Here is a 16,858-nt window from a genome sequence, read left to right on the forward strand (position 1 = left end):
CTTATGAATCTCCATCAGGCAGCCGATTCCATTTGTGCCTATAGTATCGCCGGTTTTGCTTTAAGATTTTTTGAAATTCCTGATAGCCATTTTTGCGGAAACTCTGGCTGCCAAAGTGATGGACATATGTGTCTCCGGCAACCATGCAGCGATAACCGGCCAGGTGAGCCCGGTAACAATAATCGTCATCCTCATAAGTGCCAAGTCCAAATCGTTCATCCAGATACCCGATCTTTTCGAATACCTGTCTGGAACAGACAAGACAAAAGCCGGATAAGCGGGATGTTGTCCGCCATCGAGCCGGATTGGTGCGATTATAACGATCTGTAAACCGGTGGATCTGTTTAGTGGATGTAAGTTTCACTGATAGCTTTTGCTCAGGTATCACTTTGTTCGACACCGGCCCCACCAGGCCGACCGAGGATTCTTTCTCCAATACATGAATCAGTTGCTTGAGCCAGCGGTGGGAAGGTAATGTATCATTGTTGAGCCAGACAAGATAATTTCCTTTGGCTTTCTGCAACCCTTGATTGATCGCTGCTGCAAAGCCCCGGTTCCATTTGTTGCGAATCACATACATGTTCGCCTGTTGATGAAAGAAACCGGGAGCCGGCTCATCTGAACCGTTATCTATAAGAATGATTTCATGGGATAGCGGCGTATGATGCCGGACCGAGAGAATACACTGCCTGGTCAGCGGCCACTCATTTCTTACGGGTATAATAATACTTGCTTGCAGTTGAAGTTGATCCCCCATCATTGCTTCAGCTCCAGAAGAGAGTTAACCAGAATACGTCCGTTATTTCTCAATTGGCTTACAAGCCGGGGCTGACGGAGCAACAGATTCAGATACTTTCGCAGCTCCTTTTGCAGATACTTGCGATTCAGCACAACTCCCGAAAAGAGATGGTTCACCCATTCATCATGATCTCCACCTTCAGCCGTAATCACCGGAATGCCCATGCTCAAAAACTGGAGGTGAAGGGGTGTCAGCGATTGCTGAACAGGTCCGGCTGTAAGAAGGTAATCAGCAGCGGCCCACAGCCGTTCTCGCTCCGCCCTCTCAGGATGGATGAGTGTAAATCCGTTGATAGATCCGGTTAACCGTTTTGTGACCCACCCCACCTTTAACTCCGGATACTGTTTGACGATATTTTGCAGGGTGTGCAAAATGAAAGGCCGGTGTCTTGCATTGATAAGGCGATCATCGATCCACAGCAGTTGCTTCCTGTACAGATGAAATCGTTTGCGGGACTGCCTCCGCGAATCGGATAAGGAATTGAGCTTTACCGGACACGGATGAACCACCTCCGCTGAGATACCATGTTGACGGAAGATAGAGCGAAGTGCCAACGATGGGACATGAACAGGGTACGGTTTGATCCAGGGAAACATCTCCTGAGTGGGAATGGAATCGAACGACAAAGTGACCGCCGGGTGTTTTGGAAGCTGTTTGATTAAGGATAACGGCGGATTAAAAAGATGACATGTTGTGAAATGATCAATCTCCAGTTCTTTGATCTCTGCATCACTTGCCGAAATCCTTTTAACCACTCTCCCGGGTTCCGGGATAACAGGCGGAAAAACAGCCATCATCCTTTCCGGCAGACGGGAAGGATATAACATGTATAACGATTGGTTCAATCTTATTCCACCAACCTCAGCGAAACTTTGTACTCCAATCAAAACCGATCTCGGGATCATCATAAGGAATACGATATTCATCTGGCTGATCCGCCTGGTACGCCTTTGTTGTCAAATAAACAATGATAACCGATTTTGACCCCAACACACGATAACCGTGGGCAACTCCCCGGGGAATCAAGAGAATGGAAGGATTTTCTTCACCCATATAATAAACATTCGTATGGCGATAAGTCGGCGAATCCTGGCGCAAATCGTGCAATACCACTTGTGCGTTTCCGACCGGAAAAAACCACACATCATCCTGTAACTTATGATAATGAAAGGCTTTGATTACCCCCGGATAAGACATTGACGCCGAGACCTGACCAAACTGTTCTAAGATTCCCTCATCCTCACGAATAATCTCCATAAACGTTCCCCGGTCGTCACAATGTTTAATCAACTTTTTATAAATGACTCCTTTTATCATGCCTTCTTTCCCTCCCGACCCTGTGCAAAAAATTCCCGTAAACCTTCTTTCCAATGGGGCATCAGCTGATAACCCTCTGCCATCATTCGTGCCGAAAGCAAAATGGAACTGGCGGGCCGCCGGGCTTTTCTGTTCAATTGTGAAGACAGGATCGCTTGTATAGGGACATTGATTCTGGCAAAGTCCAATATTGTTTTCGCAAATTGATACCAGGAACAACTCCCGGTATTGGCAGTATGAAAAATTCCTTTAGCGTCCGTTTGCAGCAATACTTTCATCTGTTTGGCCAGGTGTCCGGTATAAGTCGGGCTTCCTACCTGGTCGGTCACCACGGACAACGTCTCTTTTTGCTTCGCTTTTCTAAGAATGGTCTGAACAAAATTGTGACCGTGTGCCCCATATAACCAGGAAGTCCGTAAAATCAGATGATGGGGGCAGTACTTCTGCACCCACGTTTCCCCCAATCGTTTCGTTCGCCCATATTGATTAATCGGATTGGGGAAATCATATTCCGTATAGCCTTCTTGATTTTTCCCGTCAAATACATAATCCGTGCTGATATAGACCAGGCGGATATTTCTCCTTCCACACTCTTGCGCCAGCTGCCGGCTCGCATCAACATTTACCTGATAGGCTAAACCAGGATTACTTTCACTCTCATCCACCCGGGTAAAAGAAGCGCAATGAATCACTACATCCGGGCGAAACTGATCCAGCATCCGGGTCGTGTGTATGGAATCTGTCACATCCCATTCCAACCGGGTAAATCCTGTGATACTTACCCCCTTCTCCCTTTGAAAACATTGGATTACATCGTGCCCCAGTTGTCCTCCTGCACCCGTAACCACTATGTTCAACTTTTCACCCTCTTTCAGCCCGGCTTTGTTCAATCGAAGCCCACCAGTCCGGATGTTGCAGATACCATTCAACTGTCTGTTCTAACCCTTGTTCAAACGGAATAGCGGGAGCCCAGCCCAACTCAGCCCGGATTTTGCTGCTGTCCAAAGCATAACGAACGTCATGGCCCGGCCGGTCGGAAATATATTCAATCAGAGAAGTAGGTTTCCCCATCAGATCTAATATCTGTTTTGCCACATGAATATTTGCCATCGGTTGACCGGCACTAATATTGTAAATCTCACCCGGTCTTCCATGAATCCGTACCAGATCAATAGCATGACAATGATCCCGGACATGAAGCCAATCACGCTCCTGTTTTCCGTCACCATAGATTGGAACCGGCTGACCGTCCATTAAGCGTCTGATAAGATGAGGAATCAATTTTTCCGGATATTGACAAGGCCCATAATTATTCGTACACCGTATAATCACAACAGGAAATTGATATGTGTTGTAAAAAGACAGGCATAACAGATCTGAAGCGGCTTTACTTGCCGAATAAGGATTACCCGGTGCCAACGCCGTCTGTTCATCTGCTTGGCCTGTTACTATACTGCCATACACTTCATCGGTGGAAATATGGACAAACTTGCCAATCCCTGTACGCTTCGCTGCTTCTATAAGCAGGTGGGTCCCTGCGATATTGGTACGAATAAACGGTTCAGCATTTTGAATACTCCTGTCCACATGTGACTCGGCAGCAAAATGCACCACTTGATCAATCCGCCGGCTGAATATTTTCTTCACTTGTTCTTTTTCCGCCAGATCAACATGTAAAAATTGGTATCTGTGATCTTTTTCTATGTCTCTTAAATGATATAGGTTTCCCGAGTATGTGAGTGCATCTGCATTCATCACCTTGACATCGTGGTAAGTATTTAACAGGAAGCGGATATAATGACTTCCGATAAACCCCGCTCCACCCGTTATAAGAACGGTTTGTGACATTTCGATTCCCCTCTATCCTTATTCATCAAGATGGTTTGTGATGCGTATTGGTTGGCGCGAAGTAAAGATTCAGGGGTCCCCGCATCTGTCCACCAGCCTTTCAGAATGTTAAATGTGAGCTGCTGTTTTTGAATATATATATTATTCACATCGGTAATTTCATACTCTCCTCTGTCCGATGGTTGAAGTGTCCGAATAAAAGAGAAAACTTGCGGGTCGAACATGTAAATACCAGTCACACATAAAGAACTTTTTGGCTTTTTAGGTTTTTCCTCTATTGACAAAATCCGGTTACCTAACACTTCAGCAACGCCAAACCGTTCAGGTTTGCTCACTTCTTTCAGCAACAACTTAGCCCCATTTCCTTGCTTTGCGAACTCTCCCACATATGGCTGAAGAGAATCTTCAAACACGTTATCTCCAAGCAGAACAACCATCAAATCCTTACCGGCAAAATCTTCGGCCAGTTGCAAAGCTTGAGCAATTCCACCTGGGCGATCTTGAACTTTATAAGTAAAATGAGCGGAAAACTCTTGTCCGCTTCCCAGGAGACGCACTACATCCCCCATATGCTCAACCCCTGTTACGATAAGAATTTCTTCAATTCCGCATTCCACCAGCTTATAGATCGGATGGTAAATCATTGGATATTTACCTACGGGCAACAGATGCTTATTGGTGATCTTAGTTAAAGGAAAAAGGCGTGATCCCGTTCCCCCGGCTAATATAATTCCTTTCATCATTCTTCTCTCCAATCAAAGCTCCCCTTTATTTCTCCACTCGTAGCAGAATATTCTCTTTGCCGGGCAAGCGTCACCCATTTCATAAGAAAAAGCCGCCCTGTTTCGGGACGGCTTGGTACAAACCTATCTTTGACCGGACAGCCAATCTGCTAATTTCTGCTGTTCCTCTTTGGAGACATAGTCCTGGGATGGCATCTTCCCTTTGCCTTTTTGGATAATCTGCAAAATCTCTTCTTGTGTATACTTTCTGCTGATGTTTTTTAAAGAGGGTCCGTAACTTCCCTGCAGATTACCGCCATGACAATTGGCACAATGCCGGGTATAGATTTCCTCCGGCTCTGTCACCGCTGATGCTTGGCCGGTTGGGTATTGATTTTGATTCGCGGTTCCACACCCGGCAAGAGCGGATAAAGAGATGAGCATCAGCGAACAGGCAAGGGAATATCGTATCCACTTCATATCCATACACCAACTTGATCAGTTATTTTGCAAGGTCGGGTTTTGGCTCTTCTCCCATTCCAGCATCTCCGCCTCATCTCTGGCCCGCTGAATGCGGATCCACTGCAGGAATACACAGCCGATGGCAGTAATATAGACGATCTCCTGCATGATCTTCATGATCACTCCACCCAACTGCTGGTCATGGATGGGGGACATGACGGGAACCAGCGTAGACATTTTGGCGTAAGTATCAAACAATACAATGTCCGTAAATGTAATGATCGCACAGGCAGGAGTCAACAATACACCATTGCCAAAAATCAGTGCCAACTTGTGCAACGGTTTGACCCGGTCTAACTCCGGTACAGGTCCCACAACGGGCCACCACATACAGGCGGCAGCAAACAGCAGGAGCGCGTGGGAAACAATGTGAAGTAAATAACTGCCCATAATGGAATCAAAGATAACTGGGACATGATAGAAAGAAATCAAGCCATTAAAGAAAAACAGAGTGATCAGCGGGCGGGTAAAAAACTTTCCGATCACCCGCAGCCAGTGAACTTTTAACAGGGGACGAAGCATGTAAGCCGGAAGCCCCAGTATCAAGAGCGGCGGCATGGCAAAGTATAGCAGGGACATCTGTAACATGTGCATGCTAAACAATTCATGTGCCAACAAGTTGAGCGGACTGCCCATAGCAAAATAATAAATAATCCATCCCAATAAAAAATACACTTTGGTTAAGCCTGGTACGGGCTCAGAGCCGGGAAACAGGCGTTTCCACGGTCCTGTAAATAACAGATACAGAACGGCTCCCAACAAAAACAACAGATTTAATTTAAAATCCCAGTTTGCAGCAAACAAAAACAACTGGAAAAATTCTTGAACAGACATGGGACCCCTCCTACTATCCCAATTTCAAGCAAATATCTATAGGCAATGATACCACAGGATGGTCCGCCGCTCCTAATAACAAAATGAAGTTGATGTGAACCTTTTGGGTTGATACCCACGCCATTTTCCTCTCAGTTGAATAGGATAAAAACACATGGACCCATTGAGGTGAGGATTTGATGGAGCAGTCTATAGGGAGGAAACGGCATGAAAGCAATCACTTTGAATAAACTGACTCAAATCATTGGCGGAAAACTGATCAGCAACTCACCTTCCAAGGTGGTACAGTCCCTCAACTTTGGCAACCCCAGGAACCTGGAGCGGCATCAAGTCTACTTTTATACCCGCAAACTCAGCTGGGATAACAAGCAATTGCCCGCGATTCAGCGAGTCCGGCCGGCCGCTGTCGTTCTTCCTGACGTTGTTTCCACTCGCTACATTCCTGCCGGCACTGCGGTCATTCGTGTCAAAGATGCTTATCAAGCTTTTTGGAAAGCCGGGCTTTGGAATTGGAAACAATACCCGACCCGTGTCATCGGTATCACGGGAAGCGCCGGGAAATCCACTACGACAGAAATGGTGGCATCTATTCTAAAGTACCGCTGGTCCATGGTCAAAACACAGGGTAACTTGAATACATTTTCATTCTTGCCCTCTTACCTGGTTCGCCTGCAATCTAAACACAATCTTCTGCTGCTGGAAATGGGAATGAAGTCCTTAAATAATATCCGCAAACAGTGTCAGGTTGTTCATCCCGAGATCGGTGTGGTCACCAATGTCGGTGAGGCACATGTAGGCAGCTTGGGGAATCTGGATATGATCGTACAAGCCAAACAAGAAATGATTGACGGAGTTCGCCAAGGCGGGACTCTGTTCTTAAACGCCGATGACAAAAGGTCACGCAAATTAAATGTAAATGGCTTTAAAGGGAAATTAAAAACATTTGGCATTGATAACAAAGCGGATATCAGGGCAAATAACATCCGCTATACTCGCAACGGAATGTCATTTAACGTTGTTTTGAACGGGGCCGCTTATCCTTTTTTCATCCCTGTCTACGGCATTCATAATGTTTATAATGCATTGGCAGCCATCGGAGTTACCCATGAGTTTGGGGCAACGCTCCAAGAAATGCAAAAAGGATTGGCTACCTTCCGTGCCCCTAAGATGAGGATGCAATTTATCCATAGCCGCTCGGGGCGCCTGTTGATCAATGATGCCTGGAATGCCAATCCCAGTGCCATGGCCGCGGGTCTACAGGTTTTGAAAAACATTGCCCCCCACAGACCCGCTGTAGCTGTCCTCGGTGACATGTTAGAACTGGGCCACCTGACAAAATCGGCCCATGAATATATCGGTAAATATGTAGCCCAACTAGGAATTGACCGACTGGTTACCATCGGCAAAAACGGAAAAATAATTGCCGCATCCGCCGTTAAAAACGGAATGGATAATAGAAATGTATTCTCATATGCAACCCGTGACCAGGTTGTCAATCACATTGCACGCACCCCAAAAAACTCGATCGTTTATTTTAAAGCCTCACGTAAATTACGACTGGAAAAAGTGGTACAAAGATTGAAATAATGTTTTTAATAAGAATTTTCTGGATGCGACAGTCGATGTATTTTTTCTTCCAGAAAGATTCAAACAGGTAAACGCTCCTTTTATCTCCGCACCGTCGACATGCATGGCCAGCAGTTCTTTAAAGATGGTTGGAAACGGCACGATTTGGTCTTGCTTGCCTTTACCTTGGTTGATCCGGATCTGTCAGCGTTGAAAATCAATATCGGTCAGATTAATGTTAATCAGTTCGCTGACGTGAACTCCGGTATACAGCAGGGTTTTTATGATCATCATGTCTTGGAAGTTCTTGACTTATGATTTTAAAAGAATCAAAAAGCTTTGTAATAAGCTTAATATTAGTGAAAATCCACTATGGGTAAATCAAATACTGAACATGGTTTTTATAAAACGTTTAACTTTAAAAAATGACTTGAGGCCTGGACTTACCCCCGTCAAGTAGACAGCCATAAAAAAACCTAAGCAACCAGTGTGTTTCGGAATTCAACTGGAGCACACTGGTTTAACTTTTTCTGGAATCGTTCGTGATTATAGAACCATATGTATTCTGTAATAGATTGATGGAGCTCTTCTTCTGTTTGACACTGAGAAAAGTATGATGTTTCTGTTTTAAGATGGGAAAAGAAGGATTCAACACAGGCATTATCCAGACAGTTTCCTCTGCGAGAGTGGCTACCTTTTATGCCAAGTTGTAGGAGCCTCTTGTTGTACTGTTTCGATGTGTATTGATAGCCTTGATCTGAGTGAAGGATCGCTCCGTGTACGTCTCTTTGTTCGCCAAGCTCCCCAACGGTATCCATGACGAGTTGGAGATCATTTCGATTCGATAGTTTCCAAGCGACAATTTCATTGTTATAGAGGTCTTGGACGGCAGATCGGTAATAGAAGCGATCATTCAACCGAATATAGGTGATATCTGTCACATAAATACGGTTCGGCTTCTCTGCATGAAACTGACGATTGAGTTGGTTTGGGTAAACCACCGAAGGTGTTTTCCCAAAATAGCGACGCTTCTTTCGAATGATGGATGAAATATTTAGCTCTTTCATGAGTCGATACACCCGTTTGTGATTGACTAAAAATCCTTCTTTTCTTAATGACATTTGAATTCGCTGATAGCCAAAATAAGGGCGATTCTGATGAATCGCCACAGACTGTAGACAAACAAAGAATAGATATTCACCTATGTTTCCCTAGGTGAATATCTTATTGTTGATGCCACATAAATTAAACGGAGGAATCAACGTGGGTTACTTTGTTTGTGTAGAACCAGGCGTAAATATATATGTGGAAGATATAAACCCCAGGGGAAGCAAGACCATAGTGTTTCTACATGGTTGGCCGTTCAGCCATAAACAGTTTGAGTATCAGTTTAATGTTCTTCCCACAATGGGATACCGCTGTATAGGAATTGACTGGAGAGGGTTCGGTAAGTCTGATAAACCAATAAACGGCTACAATTATGATCGGTTGGCAGATGATATCCGCACTGTAGTTAGTGAACTTCAGTTAGACAACTTCACACTCGTTGGTCACTCCACAGGTGGAGCTATTGCGGTTCATTATATGGCCCGATACAATGGTTACGGAGTATCCAAACTTGTCCTTATAGACGCTGCAGCTCCCAGAGGCTTTACAAAAGAAACTGCTAATAAACTTCTGACAGAAACATTAAATGACCGACCTAAGATGATACAGGGAGTAATAGACACCTTTTTCTTTCAGTATATAACCGGCCCATTCTCAGACTGGTTTTTTCAATTGGGATTACAAGCAGCAGGTTGGTCAACCGCGGCAATCATAATTTTACTAAGAGATGAGAATCTCGATGCCGATCTGCAAAAAATATTTGTCCCTACTTTAATCATTCACGGCATTCACGACAAAGTGATTCCATTTGCACAAGCTAAGGAACTAAATAAAAAAATAAGAAATTCACAACTTGTCCGGTTTAAATACAGTGGTCATGGCCCTTTCTGGGAAGAACGTGACAAAGTTAACCAGCTATTGAGCCAATTTATTGGCTGATAGTTCTCTTCCGCTAACGGGAATCAATAGTTTCAACAAAAGCAACAATATTTATAAAAAGAGCCTAGTAAAGACTTTTCTTCTGGAATTTAAGGCATTTCTCTTCTCCTCTAACAACCTCCACATTACTGGGAACCAGTTACCATGGTGTGGATTTACTTGATAACTCGTTTGCGATAAATAATATATTACAGCCACCATTTGTGCTGGGGCAAAAGTATACAACTTACATCAAAATGACTTTTAAACCAATTTTTCATTAGAGTTTTCTTCACCAGATATTCGGATGCCGAATGAGATACTCCGATTAAGGACATCGTGGTATGGGGAACATAGTCCATTATTTGTTTAAAACGGCTCCTGCCGTAATCATTATCGATATGGCAATGAATTTCACCGGTGATGTATGCCTGGGCCCCTTTTGCTTCAGCTTCCATCATCGCACGGACCTTGTCACCACATCCTGCCACAATGGCAATCTTACGAATACTATGATGCTCTTTGCCCTCAAAATCAGCATAAGGAATTTCAAAAACAGAGAGCAATCGGTTAATCAGCGTAAGAGTATCCGTTTCTTGAATCTCGCAGATTATGCCGCATCCTTCAAAAAAGTCGTCAATGCGAACAGCATTTAACTCCTTGGCAATTGCTGCACTCGTACCCAGATTACGATGAAGATCCATTGGTGCATGGCAGGTATAAACCGATAGTTTCTTTTCTTTCATCATGCGGAGCCACTTTTCGTCAATGGGAACAAACCCTCTTCCCCATTGCCCCCTGGGATCTCCACATTCCATCAACAAAGGATGGTGCATAAATAAAAGATCACCTTCTTGTGACTGGTCAATAAATCTCTTTAAAACATCATCAGTAGGAAAAACAGCGAGAAACACCTGATCGACTTGATCGTAACCTTTGATCATCAGCCCATTGAAATATTTGTTAAATTCCCCGTTAAACCCACTCTTCCAATCGTAACCGGCAGAATCATAGACACTGGGAATAAAACGACTGAATGCGGGATCTTTTCCTAGTTCTTTCACACGAAACAATTGATTGAGCCGGGCTTCAATCTTAGATAAATACTCCATGTTCTCCACTCCCGTCATGCAGTCTGCTCAATAACTCATGCTATTTCTATTTATTTCAAAGGTTATATAAAGTAAATAATATATTTATTTAAATGATTATTACCAACCCATCCTTTCCCTGAAATAAGTGATATGCGCAATATGATGCTTGCTATGCCAGGCGTATAGGGCAAGTCCTTGTTCCAAAGTAAATGTTCCGGACTCAGGATGCCGATACGTTCTTCTAAAATCATCAGGGGTAAGAGAATGGAGTAGAATAGCCCAACGCTGATGTAACATCTCAAAAAAAGTTAAGGAAATTTCAATTGGTGCTGTGCGGGAGTCGATGAGTTCCCCCCATCTTCCTTCATCATATGTTTTAATCAGAGGGTCAACTTCGCTCAATGCCAATTTAAAACGAATATATCCATGTAAATTGCCGTCGGGAAGATGATGAACCACCTGGCGAATGGTCCAGCCTTCCGGACGGTACGGAGTATCCAGTTGCTGATCTGATAATCCTTTGACAGATAATCGAAGTTGTTCCGGGGCTGTTTCAATCTCATTCAGCCACTGCCGGCGCATATCATCAGTAATGGGTTGGTTGATTTTAAACTTGCCAATAGGGTAACGGACATCTGGCATTGGTCATCCACCTTTGCTTAGTTCTAAAATCCTTTATATGGAACATCATTTACTATTATCTATCTTAACAGAATTCATTTTAATCGGGGTGAAATAAGTTGAATTTTCCTGTATCCATTAAAGGAATTATCATCCGGGAAGACAATGTCCTCCTATTAAAAAACGAGCGAAATGAATGGGAATTGCCAGGCGGCCGTCTGGAAAAAGGTGAAGCGCCTCAAAAATGTCTCATCCGGGAAATCAAAGAAGAACTCAACATCGACTGCACTGTCAAGCAACTGGTCGATACCTGGGTCTACGAGGTACTGCCGGGTAAACAAGTTTTTATCGTTATCTATTATTGTGAATGCGATGATTTCTCACAGTTAAAAATCAGTGAAGAGCATGTGGAATACGGCTGGGTTTCCCTGTCAAAACTTAAACAGAGCCAAATACCAGAAGGTTATCTAAACTCCATTTTTAAAGTTATCTAACCCCCCAGCGAACAAGACACTGCTTCACCATAATTTTAAACACGAAAAATACATATTTCTACTATAATTTAAATTTTTATCCAATTATTTTAGCAGCTTCTTCTGGTCTAATAACTTTTGGCGAAATGCTGGCAACTGCTGATCCCGGCTTTTGTGTCTAGAAAAATACTTCGGCATTCTAAACACCCTCCCTCGACCTGAGCTGATTTATCCCTAACTGATTAAGTTAATTGAGAGAAAAAAAGAGACCCACTGCCGCTCTACTCAGGCCAGATTGGTCTCTTTTCTCTATTTCCTTACCTATAGGGACATTTTCAGGATTTCTAATACATCTTCCTTGTTAAGCGGCTTAAAACGACCCACCCGCCCACTGTCAACTGCTTTTTGAGCCATAAGTTCCAGTTTGGAATCATCAATTCCATAATCGGAAAGTCGGCTGGGTGCTCCAATTCTGCTCCAAAACTGCCGTAATTGGTCAATCCCCTCTTCCGCGATCTGGCGGTCCGTTTTGCCGGCCGGATCTATATTAAATACGCGGACCGCAAGCTGCTTCATCTTTGGAGTGGTTTCATCGAGGTTATAGCGAATCCAGTTGGGGAAAATAATGGCCAAACCTCCGCCGTGCGGGATGTCATATACGGCAGAAACGGCATGTTCAATCCCATGGGTTCCCCAATCCCCGAACATCCCTTGAGAGATCATTCCATTTAAGGCCATCGTGCCGCAGAACATAATCGTTTCCCGATGTTCATAGTTTTCCAGATCTTCCAGGAGCTTCGGTGCTGTTTCAATCACGGTGCTAAGCAGCGATTCTGTCATTCTTTCCTGCAGAGGGACATTAGGAGAGTGGCTGAAATAATTCTCCAGCGCATGAGACATCATATCAACAATTCCGTACACAGTTTGGTCCCTGGGCACAGTAAACGTGTGCACAGGATCGAGAACGGAAAACTTAGGATACACAAGCGGTGTTCCCCATCCCAGCTTTTCTTTCGTCTCCCAATTGGTAATCACAGAGCCGGAGTTCATTTCTGAACCAGTCGCGGCAAGGGTAAGCACCGTTCCAAACGGCAAAGCATCCACAGGTTGAACCTTTTTTGTGATAATATCCCAGACATTCCCGTCGTATTTGGCTCCAACCGCAATCGCTTTGGTTGCATCGATCACACTTCCTCCCCCCACTGCGAGGAGAAAATCAACTTTTTCCTGCTTGCAAATCTCCACTCCCCGTTGCACTGTAGTTAAACGCGGGTTAGGCTCCACACCGGCTAATTCCAAAACTTCTGCATCAATCTCTTCTAAGTATTGTAGTGTCTCATGATAAATTCCGTTTCTCTTTATGCTCCCTCCTCCATATACAAGAAGTACTTTTTTTCCGTATACAGGCACTTCTTCTTTAAGTGCAGGTAACTTTCCTTTACCGAAAATTAACTTTGTCGGATTGTGGAAAACAAATGTATCCAAATTCCGCCACCTCTTTATGTTCGATTGGGTATTTCATCCCAGCGCCATTATAAAATAAATTCTTATCAAGAGTATAGGGTTGATATACTTTTTAAAATACATATTTCTTGGGAACAGCCTAACTAACTATATTTGATTTTATGTTTGCATTACAAACTTGTTTGAAAAAATCCATCTATCTTCTTTGACAGTTAAGATCGAAAATCAGATCTGCTTTTTTCAGCAACTGGATACATAGCATCTATATATTGTTTATTTATAAAAATGATAAAATTGATATATATAAACTTATATACTAAAAATAAAAGGAGGTTTTTAATAATGAGTTTTTATTCTGGCTTTTTTCAGTTGAAACAAGTAAAGCAAGGGATTTATGCCGCTATTGTCAAAGATGGAACAGGTGCGCTGGGGAACGCCGGGTTTGTGGATCTGGGGAACCAGACAATTGTTTTTGATACTTTTCAATCCACTCTCGCAGCAAAAGATCTGAAACAAATGGCGGAAGAGATAACAGAAAAGCCGGTTACATTTGTGATTAACAGCCACTGGCATTACGATCATGTCATGGGAAACCAGATATTTCATGATGCAACCATTATCAGCACCTGCCGAACCCGGGAACTGATCTACGAAAAAGTGGCAGGCTTTTTGACCTTCGCTAAAGCCAATCGGGATTACCCTCAACTTTTGCAAGAAGAAGCAAATCGGGAAAAAAACCCCGCTAAACGCGCTGAATTGTTAAGAAATGCAGGAGATACAAAACATGTCGCCAGCCTCATTGATACATATATTCTCACTCTTCCCCACCTTACTTTCAAAAACGAATTGACCATTCACGGTTCGGCGCGAAAAGCGGTTTTATTAAATTTAGGCGGCGGCCACTCTGAGGATGATACACTTTTATATCTTCCTGATGACAAAGTGGCATTTATGGGTGATTTACTTTTTAATAAATATCATCTTACTTTGAAATCTGGAAACCCTGATCATTGGCTTCAAATTATCGATCAGATATCAGGAATGGATATTGAGACATATATACCCGGCCACGGGGATCTTGCAACACGTACGGAACTTGAGCTAAACCGGAATTACATTAAACAACTTCAACAAATGTTGGCTAAAGCCAAGTTGCAACGTACATCCCAGGAAGAGCTTCTAAATCAGCCCGTACCTGAACCCTACCAAAATTGGTTTGGTTCAAGTGTATTCGCTGACAATCTCCAATTTCTCTATCAATGTAAACGATGAAGTAGATTTTAAAGAACAGACACGATCTATTTTTTATGTGATCGCGTCTGTTTAATAGTTTATAGTTCTATGATCTATCGCTAAGAGTAAGAGTACGGGTGGATTTAAGTGTATGGGTTAAAAACTTGTTAAAGTCATTTTTTCATTTTAATCAGTTCCTATTTTGATTTGATTTCATATCCTGAGGTAATCAATCTTTTAATATGGAGGGATCATATGTTAACATTTTCATGCTTTTATATTCTGCCGGTTCTCCAACAGTCAAACAATCCAGTCCCCCATGTCCATCCTGCCTTCCCTTATGGGAATATCGCCATATGCCCCTCCTTTATATCCAATGCTGCCACCATCTGGAGAACAGGATTTTTTTCCTGACAAAAAAACAGTTTTCCTTTTTAACCTTTTGAACACCCTTCTCATTTAACGAGGAGGTGTTCTGTTTTTACTAAGTTCGATATAAAGGTCTTCCATTGTTTGAATCCCTTTTTCTATTAAAACCTGGATCCACTTCACCCACAGCTTTGCCGTCATAAGAGCATCTCCGTCGGCTGAGTGTCTTTTCTCAATAGGAATGCCGTAAGTAAGCAAAGCACGATCTAAGGAGTGATCGGACCAATTGGGATGGAGCCAACAGGCAATTTGATACACATCAATAACCCGGTTTGTCAGGCGGGTTCCCAAATATTTAGACATGGCTGCCTGTAAAAAGGCTATATCGTGCTTGGCCCCATAGGCCACTAATGTTGTCCCGTGGACATCGGGCAGCCATGTTTTTAAAACTTGTTCAATTGGAGGAGCTTTTTTGACATCCTGCATGGTGATCCCGGTCAATTGGGAGATGGTGACCGGAATCGGGCGAAGCGGACAAACATAGGTATGAAAAAGTTTTTCATCACATACACAGCCTTGTTCAACGGGAACCGTGCCAATGGAAATAATTTCATCCCCTTTCCACGGACGAAAGCCTGTCGTTTCCAGGTCGATCACTAGAAAAGGAATGTTCTGAAGCGGTGTATCTAACTGAGTCCGATTTTTTACATCCTTCATCAGATTGCGAATATAAACTTCCTGTTGAAAGTTTTCACTTCTTAAGCTGGCTCCGTATAAAATCCCTTTCCTGCTCATCCAACGCAAAATCGGGTGGTTCCAGTTCACATGTTCTCCCCCTCCTTTCTTTATAGCATTTCTTATCTCAATCGTTTCAAGGTCTCATGTTGCAGCCATCGTACACATTTGATTGCTTGTTTCCATTGCTTTTCCGCTCCCTTATCCAACTGATGGGGATCCAGAAAATCATCCGGTGCCTTCCCCAGAGCCGCACAATTTACATGCCGGCGCAAACGCAATGTTAGAAACAGGTCCAAGCTTTTATGAATCTCAGTGGCATGCGGGTCGGTTAGCCCCAAATTCTGTAATAACTTTGCCACTCTTTTTGCAGATGAGGATTCCAAAATTGCATATTTACAACTCAATATGCGCAGTGAACCAACTAATTGCAGATAACCGCTCTGTTTAATATTGACGGTTCCGCTGTGATATCCATACCTCTCTTTATACCATTGATTTAAAAACCCGAGCGGCATACGCAGACGGCTGTTAAACTCCGCCCCCTTTTTTAACACTTTCGGGTATTTCCTTGTCACTTGATATAAGTATTTCTGCAAACGTTTTGCTAAGGACGGATCACCATACATATGCCGCAGGTCGGCAGCGATCATGAGAAAGCGATGATGTTCGGAGATTGGATTTTCCGCCCAATCGACAAAATGGGTTTGCCACTTTTCGAGGGGTCCGCGCCAGCGGGAGTTGGTGCTCATCACATTTCCTGTACATAAAGGATATCCTGCCTGCTCCAAGCCAGTGACCACTTTGTCGGCAAGTCTTTTAAACCATTCATCCACCTGATTCGGCTCCGTTTTTTTTGGATAAATATAGACAAGACCATGATCCTGATCCGTTCTAAACGTGGGTTCTCTCCTCCCTGCGCTGCCAAACAGAAGCCAGCTAAAAGCGGGAAGCTTCCGCCCGATTTTTATCTGGACCTCTTGCTCGGCAAGTTCAATGACCCGGGACATCATTAAATCATGCCAGTAGCTGATCCGAAAACATGCGATGGAGCCGGGGGTTTTTGTCCGGATAAAGTAACGGCGGATATACTCAGGCATTTCCAGATGCAATTCCAGAAGCTGCTGTTCTGTGGTCGCTGCTTGAATATGCTTTACAAAAAGCCCACACTCTTGATATTTTTCGATCTCTTCAATAGATTTCCGGGCCAAAGCGGACCACCTGCCTAAAGTTTAA

General features: G+C 43.6%; 18 protein-coding genes. 4 read left to right on the forward strand and 14 right to left on the reverse strand.

Features of this window, described 5'->3' with window-relative positions; all coding sequences use genetic code 11:
* Window position 1: 1 nt before the first annotated feature.
* The 8 genes from I8U27_RS08565 to I8U27_RS08600 all read right to left on the reverse strand — a co-directional run bounded on the left by I8U27_RS08565 (window position 2) and on the right by I8U27_RS08600 (window position 6,042).
* Window positions 2–757 carry a glycosyltransferase family 2 protein gene (locus tag I8U27_RS08565; RefSeq protein WP_181751710.1) on the reverse strand — a complete coding sequence of 252 codons (756 nt, stop codon included), beginning with the start codon at window positions 755–757 and terminating at the stop codon, window positions 2–4.
* Window positions 757–1,644 carry a hypothetical protein gene (locus I8U27_RS08570; RefSeq protein WP_181751709.1) on the reverse strand — a complete coding sequence of 296 codons (888 nt, stop codon included), beginning with the start codon at window positions 1,642–1,644 and terminating at the stop codon, window positions 757–759. Before I8U27_RS08570 ends, I8U27_RS08565 begins: the two co-directional genes overlap by 1 nt.
* A gap of 16 nt (window positions 1,645–1,660) precedes the next feature.
* Window positions 1,661–2,116 carry a dTDP-4-dehydrorhamnose 3,5-epimerase family protein gene (locus I8U27_RS08575; protein ID WP_181751708.1) on the reverse strand — a complete coding sequence of 152 codons (456 nt, stop codon included), beginning with the start codon at window positions 2,114–2,116 and terminating at the stop codon, window positions 1,661–1,663.
* Window positions 2,113–3,006 (reverse strand): dTDP-4-dehydrorhamnose reductase, encoded by an 894-nt coding sequence (rfbD, locus tag I8U27_RS08580; RefSeq protein WP_181751707.1) that lies wholly within the window; start codon window positions 3,004–3,006, stop codon window positions 2,113–2,115. The genes I8U27_RS08575 and rfbD overlap by 4 nt, the downstream gene beginning before the upstream one ends.
* Window positions 2,978–3,964: a dTDP-glucose 4,6-dehydratase gene (gene rfbB / locus I8U27_RS08585; protein ID WP_181751706.1), complete on the reverse strand. Its 987-nt coding sequence runs from the start codon at window positions 3,962–3,964 to the stop codon at window positions 2,978–2,980. Before rfbB ends, rfbD begins: the two co-directional genes overlap by 29 nt.
* Entirely contained in the window at window positions 3,943–4,704 is a 762-nt protein-coding gene (locus I8U27_RS08590) for a sugar phosphate nucleotidyltransferase (protein ID WP_181751705.1), read from the reverse strand. The genes rfbB and I8U27_RS08590 overlap by 22 nt, the downstream gene beginning before the upstream one ends.
* Window positions 4,705–4,830: 126 nt before the next feature.
* The gene (locus tag I8U27_RS08595; protein ID WP_181751704.1) at window positions 4,831–5,166 is read right to left on the reverse strand and encodes a c-type cytochrome; all 336 of its coding nucleotides are present in this window, start codon (window positions 5,164–5,166) and stop codon (window positions 4,831–4,833) included.
* A gap of 18 nt (window positions 5,167–5,184) precedes the next feature.
* Entirely contained in the window at window positions 5,185–6,042 is an 858-nt protein-coding gene (locus tag I8U27_RS08600) for a cytochrome c oxidase assembly protein (protein WP_181751703.1), read from the reverse strand.
* Between the two features lie 207 nt (window positions 6,043–6,249).
* Here I8U27_RS08600 and I8U27_RS08605 point away from each other — a divergent pair, with 207 nt between their 5' ends.
* Window positions 6,250–7,629: a UDP-N-acetylmuramoyl-tripeptide--D-alanyl-D-alanine ligase gene (locus tag I8U27_RS08605; protein ID WP_181751702.1), complete on the forward strand. Its 1,380-nt coding sequence runs from the start codon at window positions 6,250–6,252 to the stop codon at window positions 7,627–7,629.
* A 455-nt stretch (window positions 7,630–8,084) separates the two neighbouring features.
* On the opposite strand, the gene I8U27_RS08610 is transcribed toward I8U27_RS08605, so the two are convergent.
* Window positions 8,085–8,777 (reverse strand): IS3 family transposase, encoded by a 693-nt coding sequence (locus I8U27_RS08610; RefSeq protein WP_181751701.1) that lies wholly within the window; start codon window positions 8,775–8,777, stop codon window positions 8,085–8,087.
* 94 nt (window positions 8,778–8,871) lie between these two features.
* Between I8U27_RS08610 and I8U27_RS08615 the strand changes: the two genes are divergently transcribed.
* Window positions 8,872–9,654: an alpha/beta fold hydrolase gene (locus tag I8U27_RS08615; RefSeq protein WP_181751700.1), complete on the forward strand. Its 783-nt coding sequence runs from the start codon at window positions 8,872–8,874 to the stop codon at window positions 9,652–9,654.
* A 188-nt stretch (window positions 9,655–9,842) separates the two neighbouring features.
* Here I8U27_RS08615 and I8U27_RS08620 read toward each other — a convergent pair whose 3' ends face one another.
* Entirely contained in the window at window positions 9,843–10,745 is a 903-nt protein-coding gene (locus I8U27_RS08620) for a Nif3-like dinuclear metal center hexameric protein (protein WP_181751699.1), read from the reverse strand.
* A gap of 99 nt (window positions 10,746–10,844) precedes the next feature.
* The gene (locus I8U27_RS08625; protein ID WP_181751698.1) at window positions 10,845–11,369 is read right to left on the reverse strand and encodes a YfiT family bacillithiol transferase; all 525 of its coding nucleotides are present in this window, start codon (window positions 11,367–11,369) and stop codon (window positions 10,845–10,847) included.
* A gap of 98 nt (window positions 11,370–11,467) precedes the next feature.
* Between I8U27_RS08625 and I8U27_RS08630 the strand changes: the two genes are divergently transcribed.
* Window positions 11,468–11,842: an NUDIX hydrolase gene (locus tag I8U27_RS08630; RefSeq protein ID WP_181751697.1), complete on the forward strand. Its 375-nt coding sequence runs from the start codon at window positions 11,468–11,470 to the stop codon at window positions 11,840–11,842.
* Between the two features lie 300 nt (window positions 11,843–12,142).
* On the opposite strand, the gene I8U27_RS08635 is transcribed toward I8U27_RS08630, so the two are convergent.
* Window positions 12,143–13,306, reverse strand: a complete 1,164-nt coding sequence (locus I8U27_RS08635) for an iron-containing alcohol dehydrogenase (RefSeq protein WP_181751696.1) — start codon at window positions 13,304–13,306, stop codon at window positions 12,143–12,145.
* 321 nt (window positions 13,307–13,627) lie between these two features.
* Here I8U27_RS08635 and I8U27_RS08640 point away from each other — a divergent pair, with 321 nt between their 5' ends.
* Window positions 13,628–14,557, forward strand: a complete 930-nt coding sequence (locus I8U27_RS08640; RefSeq protein ID WP_181751695.1) for an MBL fold metallo-hydrolase — start codon at window positions 13,628–13,630, stop codon at window positions 14,555–14,557.
* A 420-nt stretch (window positions 14,558–14,977) separates the two neighbouring features.
* On the opposite strand, the gene I8U27_RS08645 is transcribed toward I8U27_RS08640, so the two are convergent.
* Together I8U27_RS08645 and I8U27_RS08650 are read right to left on the reverse strand one after the other, a co-directional pair.
* Entirely contained in the window at window positions 14,978–15,712 is a 735-nt protein-coding gene (locus I8U27_RS08645; RefSeq protein WP_181751694.1) for an exonuclease domain-containing protein, read from the reverse strand.
* 32 nt (window positions 15,713–15,744) lie between these two features.
* On the reverse strand, window positions 15,745–16,833 hold the full coding sequence (locus I8U27_RS08650) for a DUF294 nucleotidyltransferase-like domain-containing protein (protein ID WP_181751693.1): 1,089 nt from the start codon (window positions 16,831–16,833) through the stop codon (window positions 15,745–15,747).
* Window positions 16,834–16,858: the final 25 nt, after the last annotated feature.

Source organism: Paenactinomyces guangxiensis, assembly GCF_016055185.1.
Lineage (GTDB): Bacteria > Bacillota > Bacilli > Thermoactinomycetales > Thermoactinomycetaceae > Paenactinomyces > Paenactinomyces guangxiensis.

What these genes read in the sequence shown, in the direction of transcription:
- I8U27_RS08625 (WP_181751698.1), bottom strand. Translation starts at nt 11,369, where the DNA reads ATGCCAGATGTCCGTTACCCTATTGGCAAGTTTAAAATCAACCAACCC.
- I8U27_RS08605 (WP_181751702.1), top strand. Translation starts at nt 6,250, where the DNA reads ATGAAAGCAATCACTTTGAATAAACTGACTCAAATCATTGGCGGAAAA.
- I8U27_RS08620 (WP_181751699.1), bottom strand. Translation starts at nt 10,745, where the DNA reads ATGGAGTATTTATCTAAGATTGAAGCCCGGCTCAATCAATTGTTTCGT.
- I8U27_RS08640 (WP_181751695.1), top strand. Translation starts at nt 13,628, where the DNA reads ATGAGTTTTTATTCTGGCTTTTTTCAGTTGAAACAAGTAAAGCAAGGG.
- I8U27_RS08575 (WP_181751708.1), bottom strand. Translation starts at nt 2,116, where the DNA reads ATGATAAAAGGAGTCATTTATAAAAAGTTGATTAAACATTGTGACGAC.
- I8U27_RS08565 (WP_181751710.1), bottom strand. Translation starts at nt 757, where the DNA reads ATGGGGGATCAACTTCAACTGCAAGCAAGTATTATTATACCCGTAAGA.
- I8U27_RS08595 (WP_181751704.1), bottom strand. Translation starts at nt 5,166, where the DNA reads ATGAAGTGGATACGATATTCCCTTGCCTGTTCGCTGATGCTCATCTCT.
- I8U27_RS08590 (WP_181751705.1), bottom strand. Translation starts at nt 4,704, where the DNA reads ATGAAAGGAATTATATTAGCCGGGGGAACGGGATCACGCCTTTTTCCT.
- rfbB (WP_181751706.1), bottom strand. Translation starts at nt 3,964, where the DNA reads ATGTCACAAACCGTTCTTATAACGGGTGGAGCGGGGTTTATCGGAAGT.
- I8U27_RS08600 (WP_181751703.1), bottom strand. Translation starts at nt 6,042, where the DNA reads ATGTCTGTTCAAGAATTTTTCCAGTTGTTTTTGTTTGCTGCAAACTGG.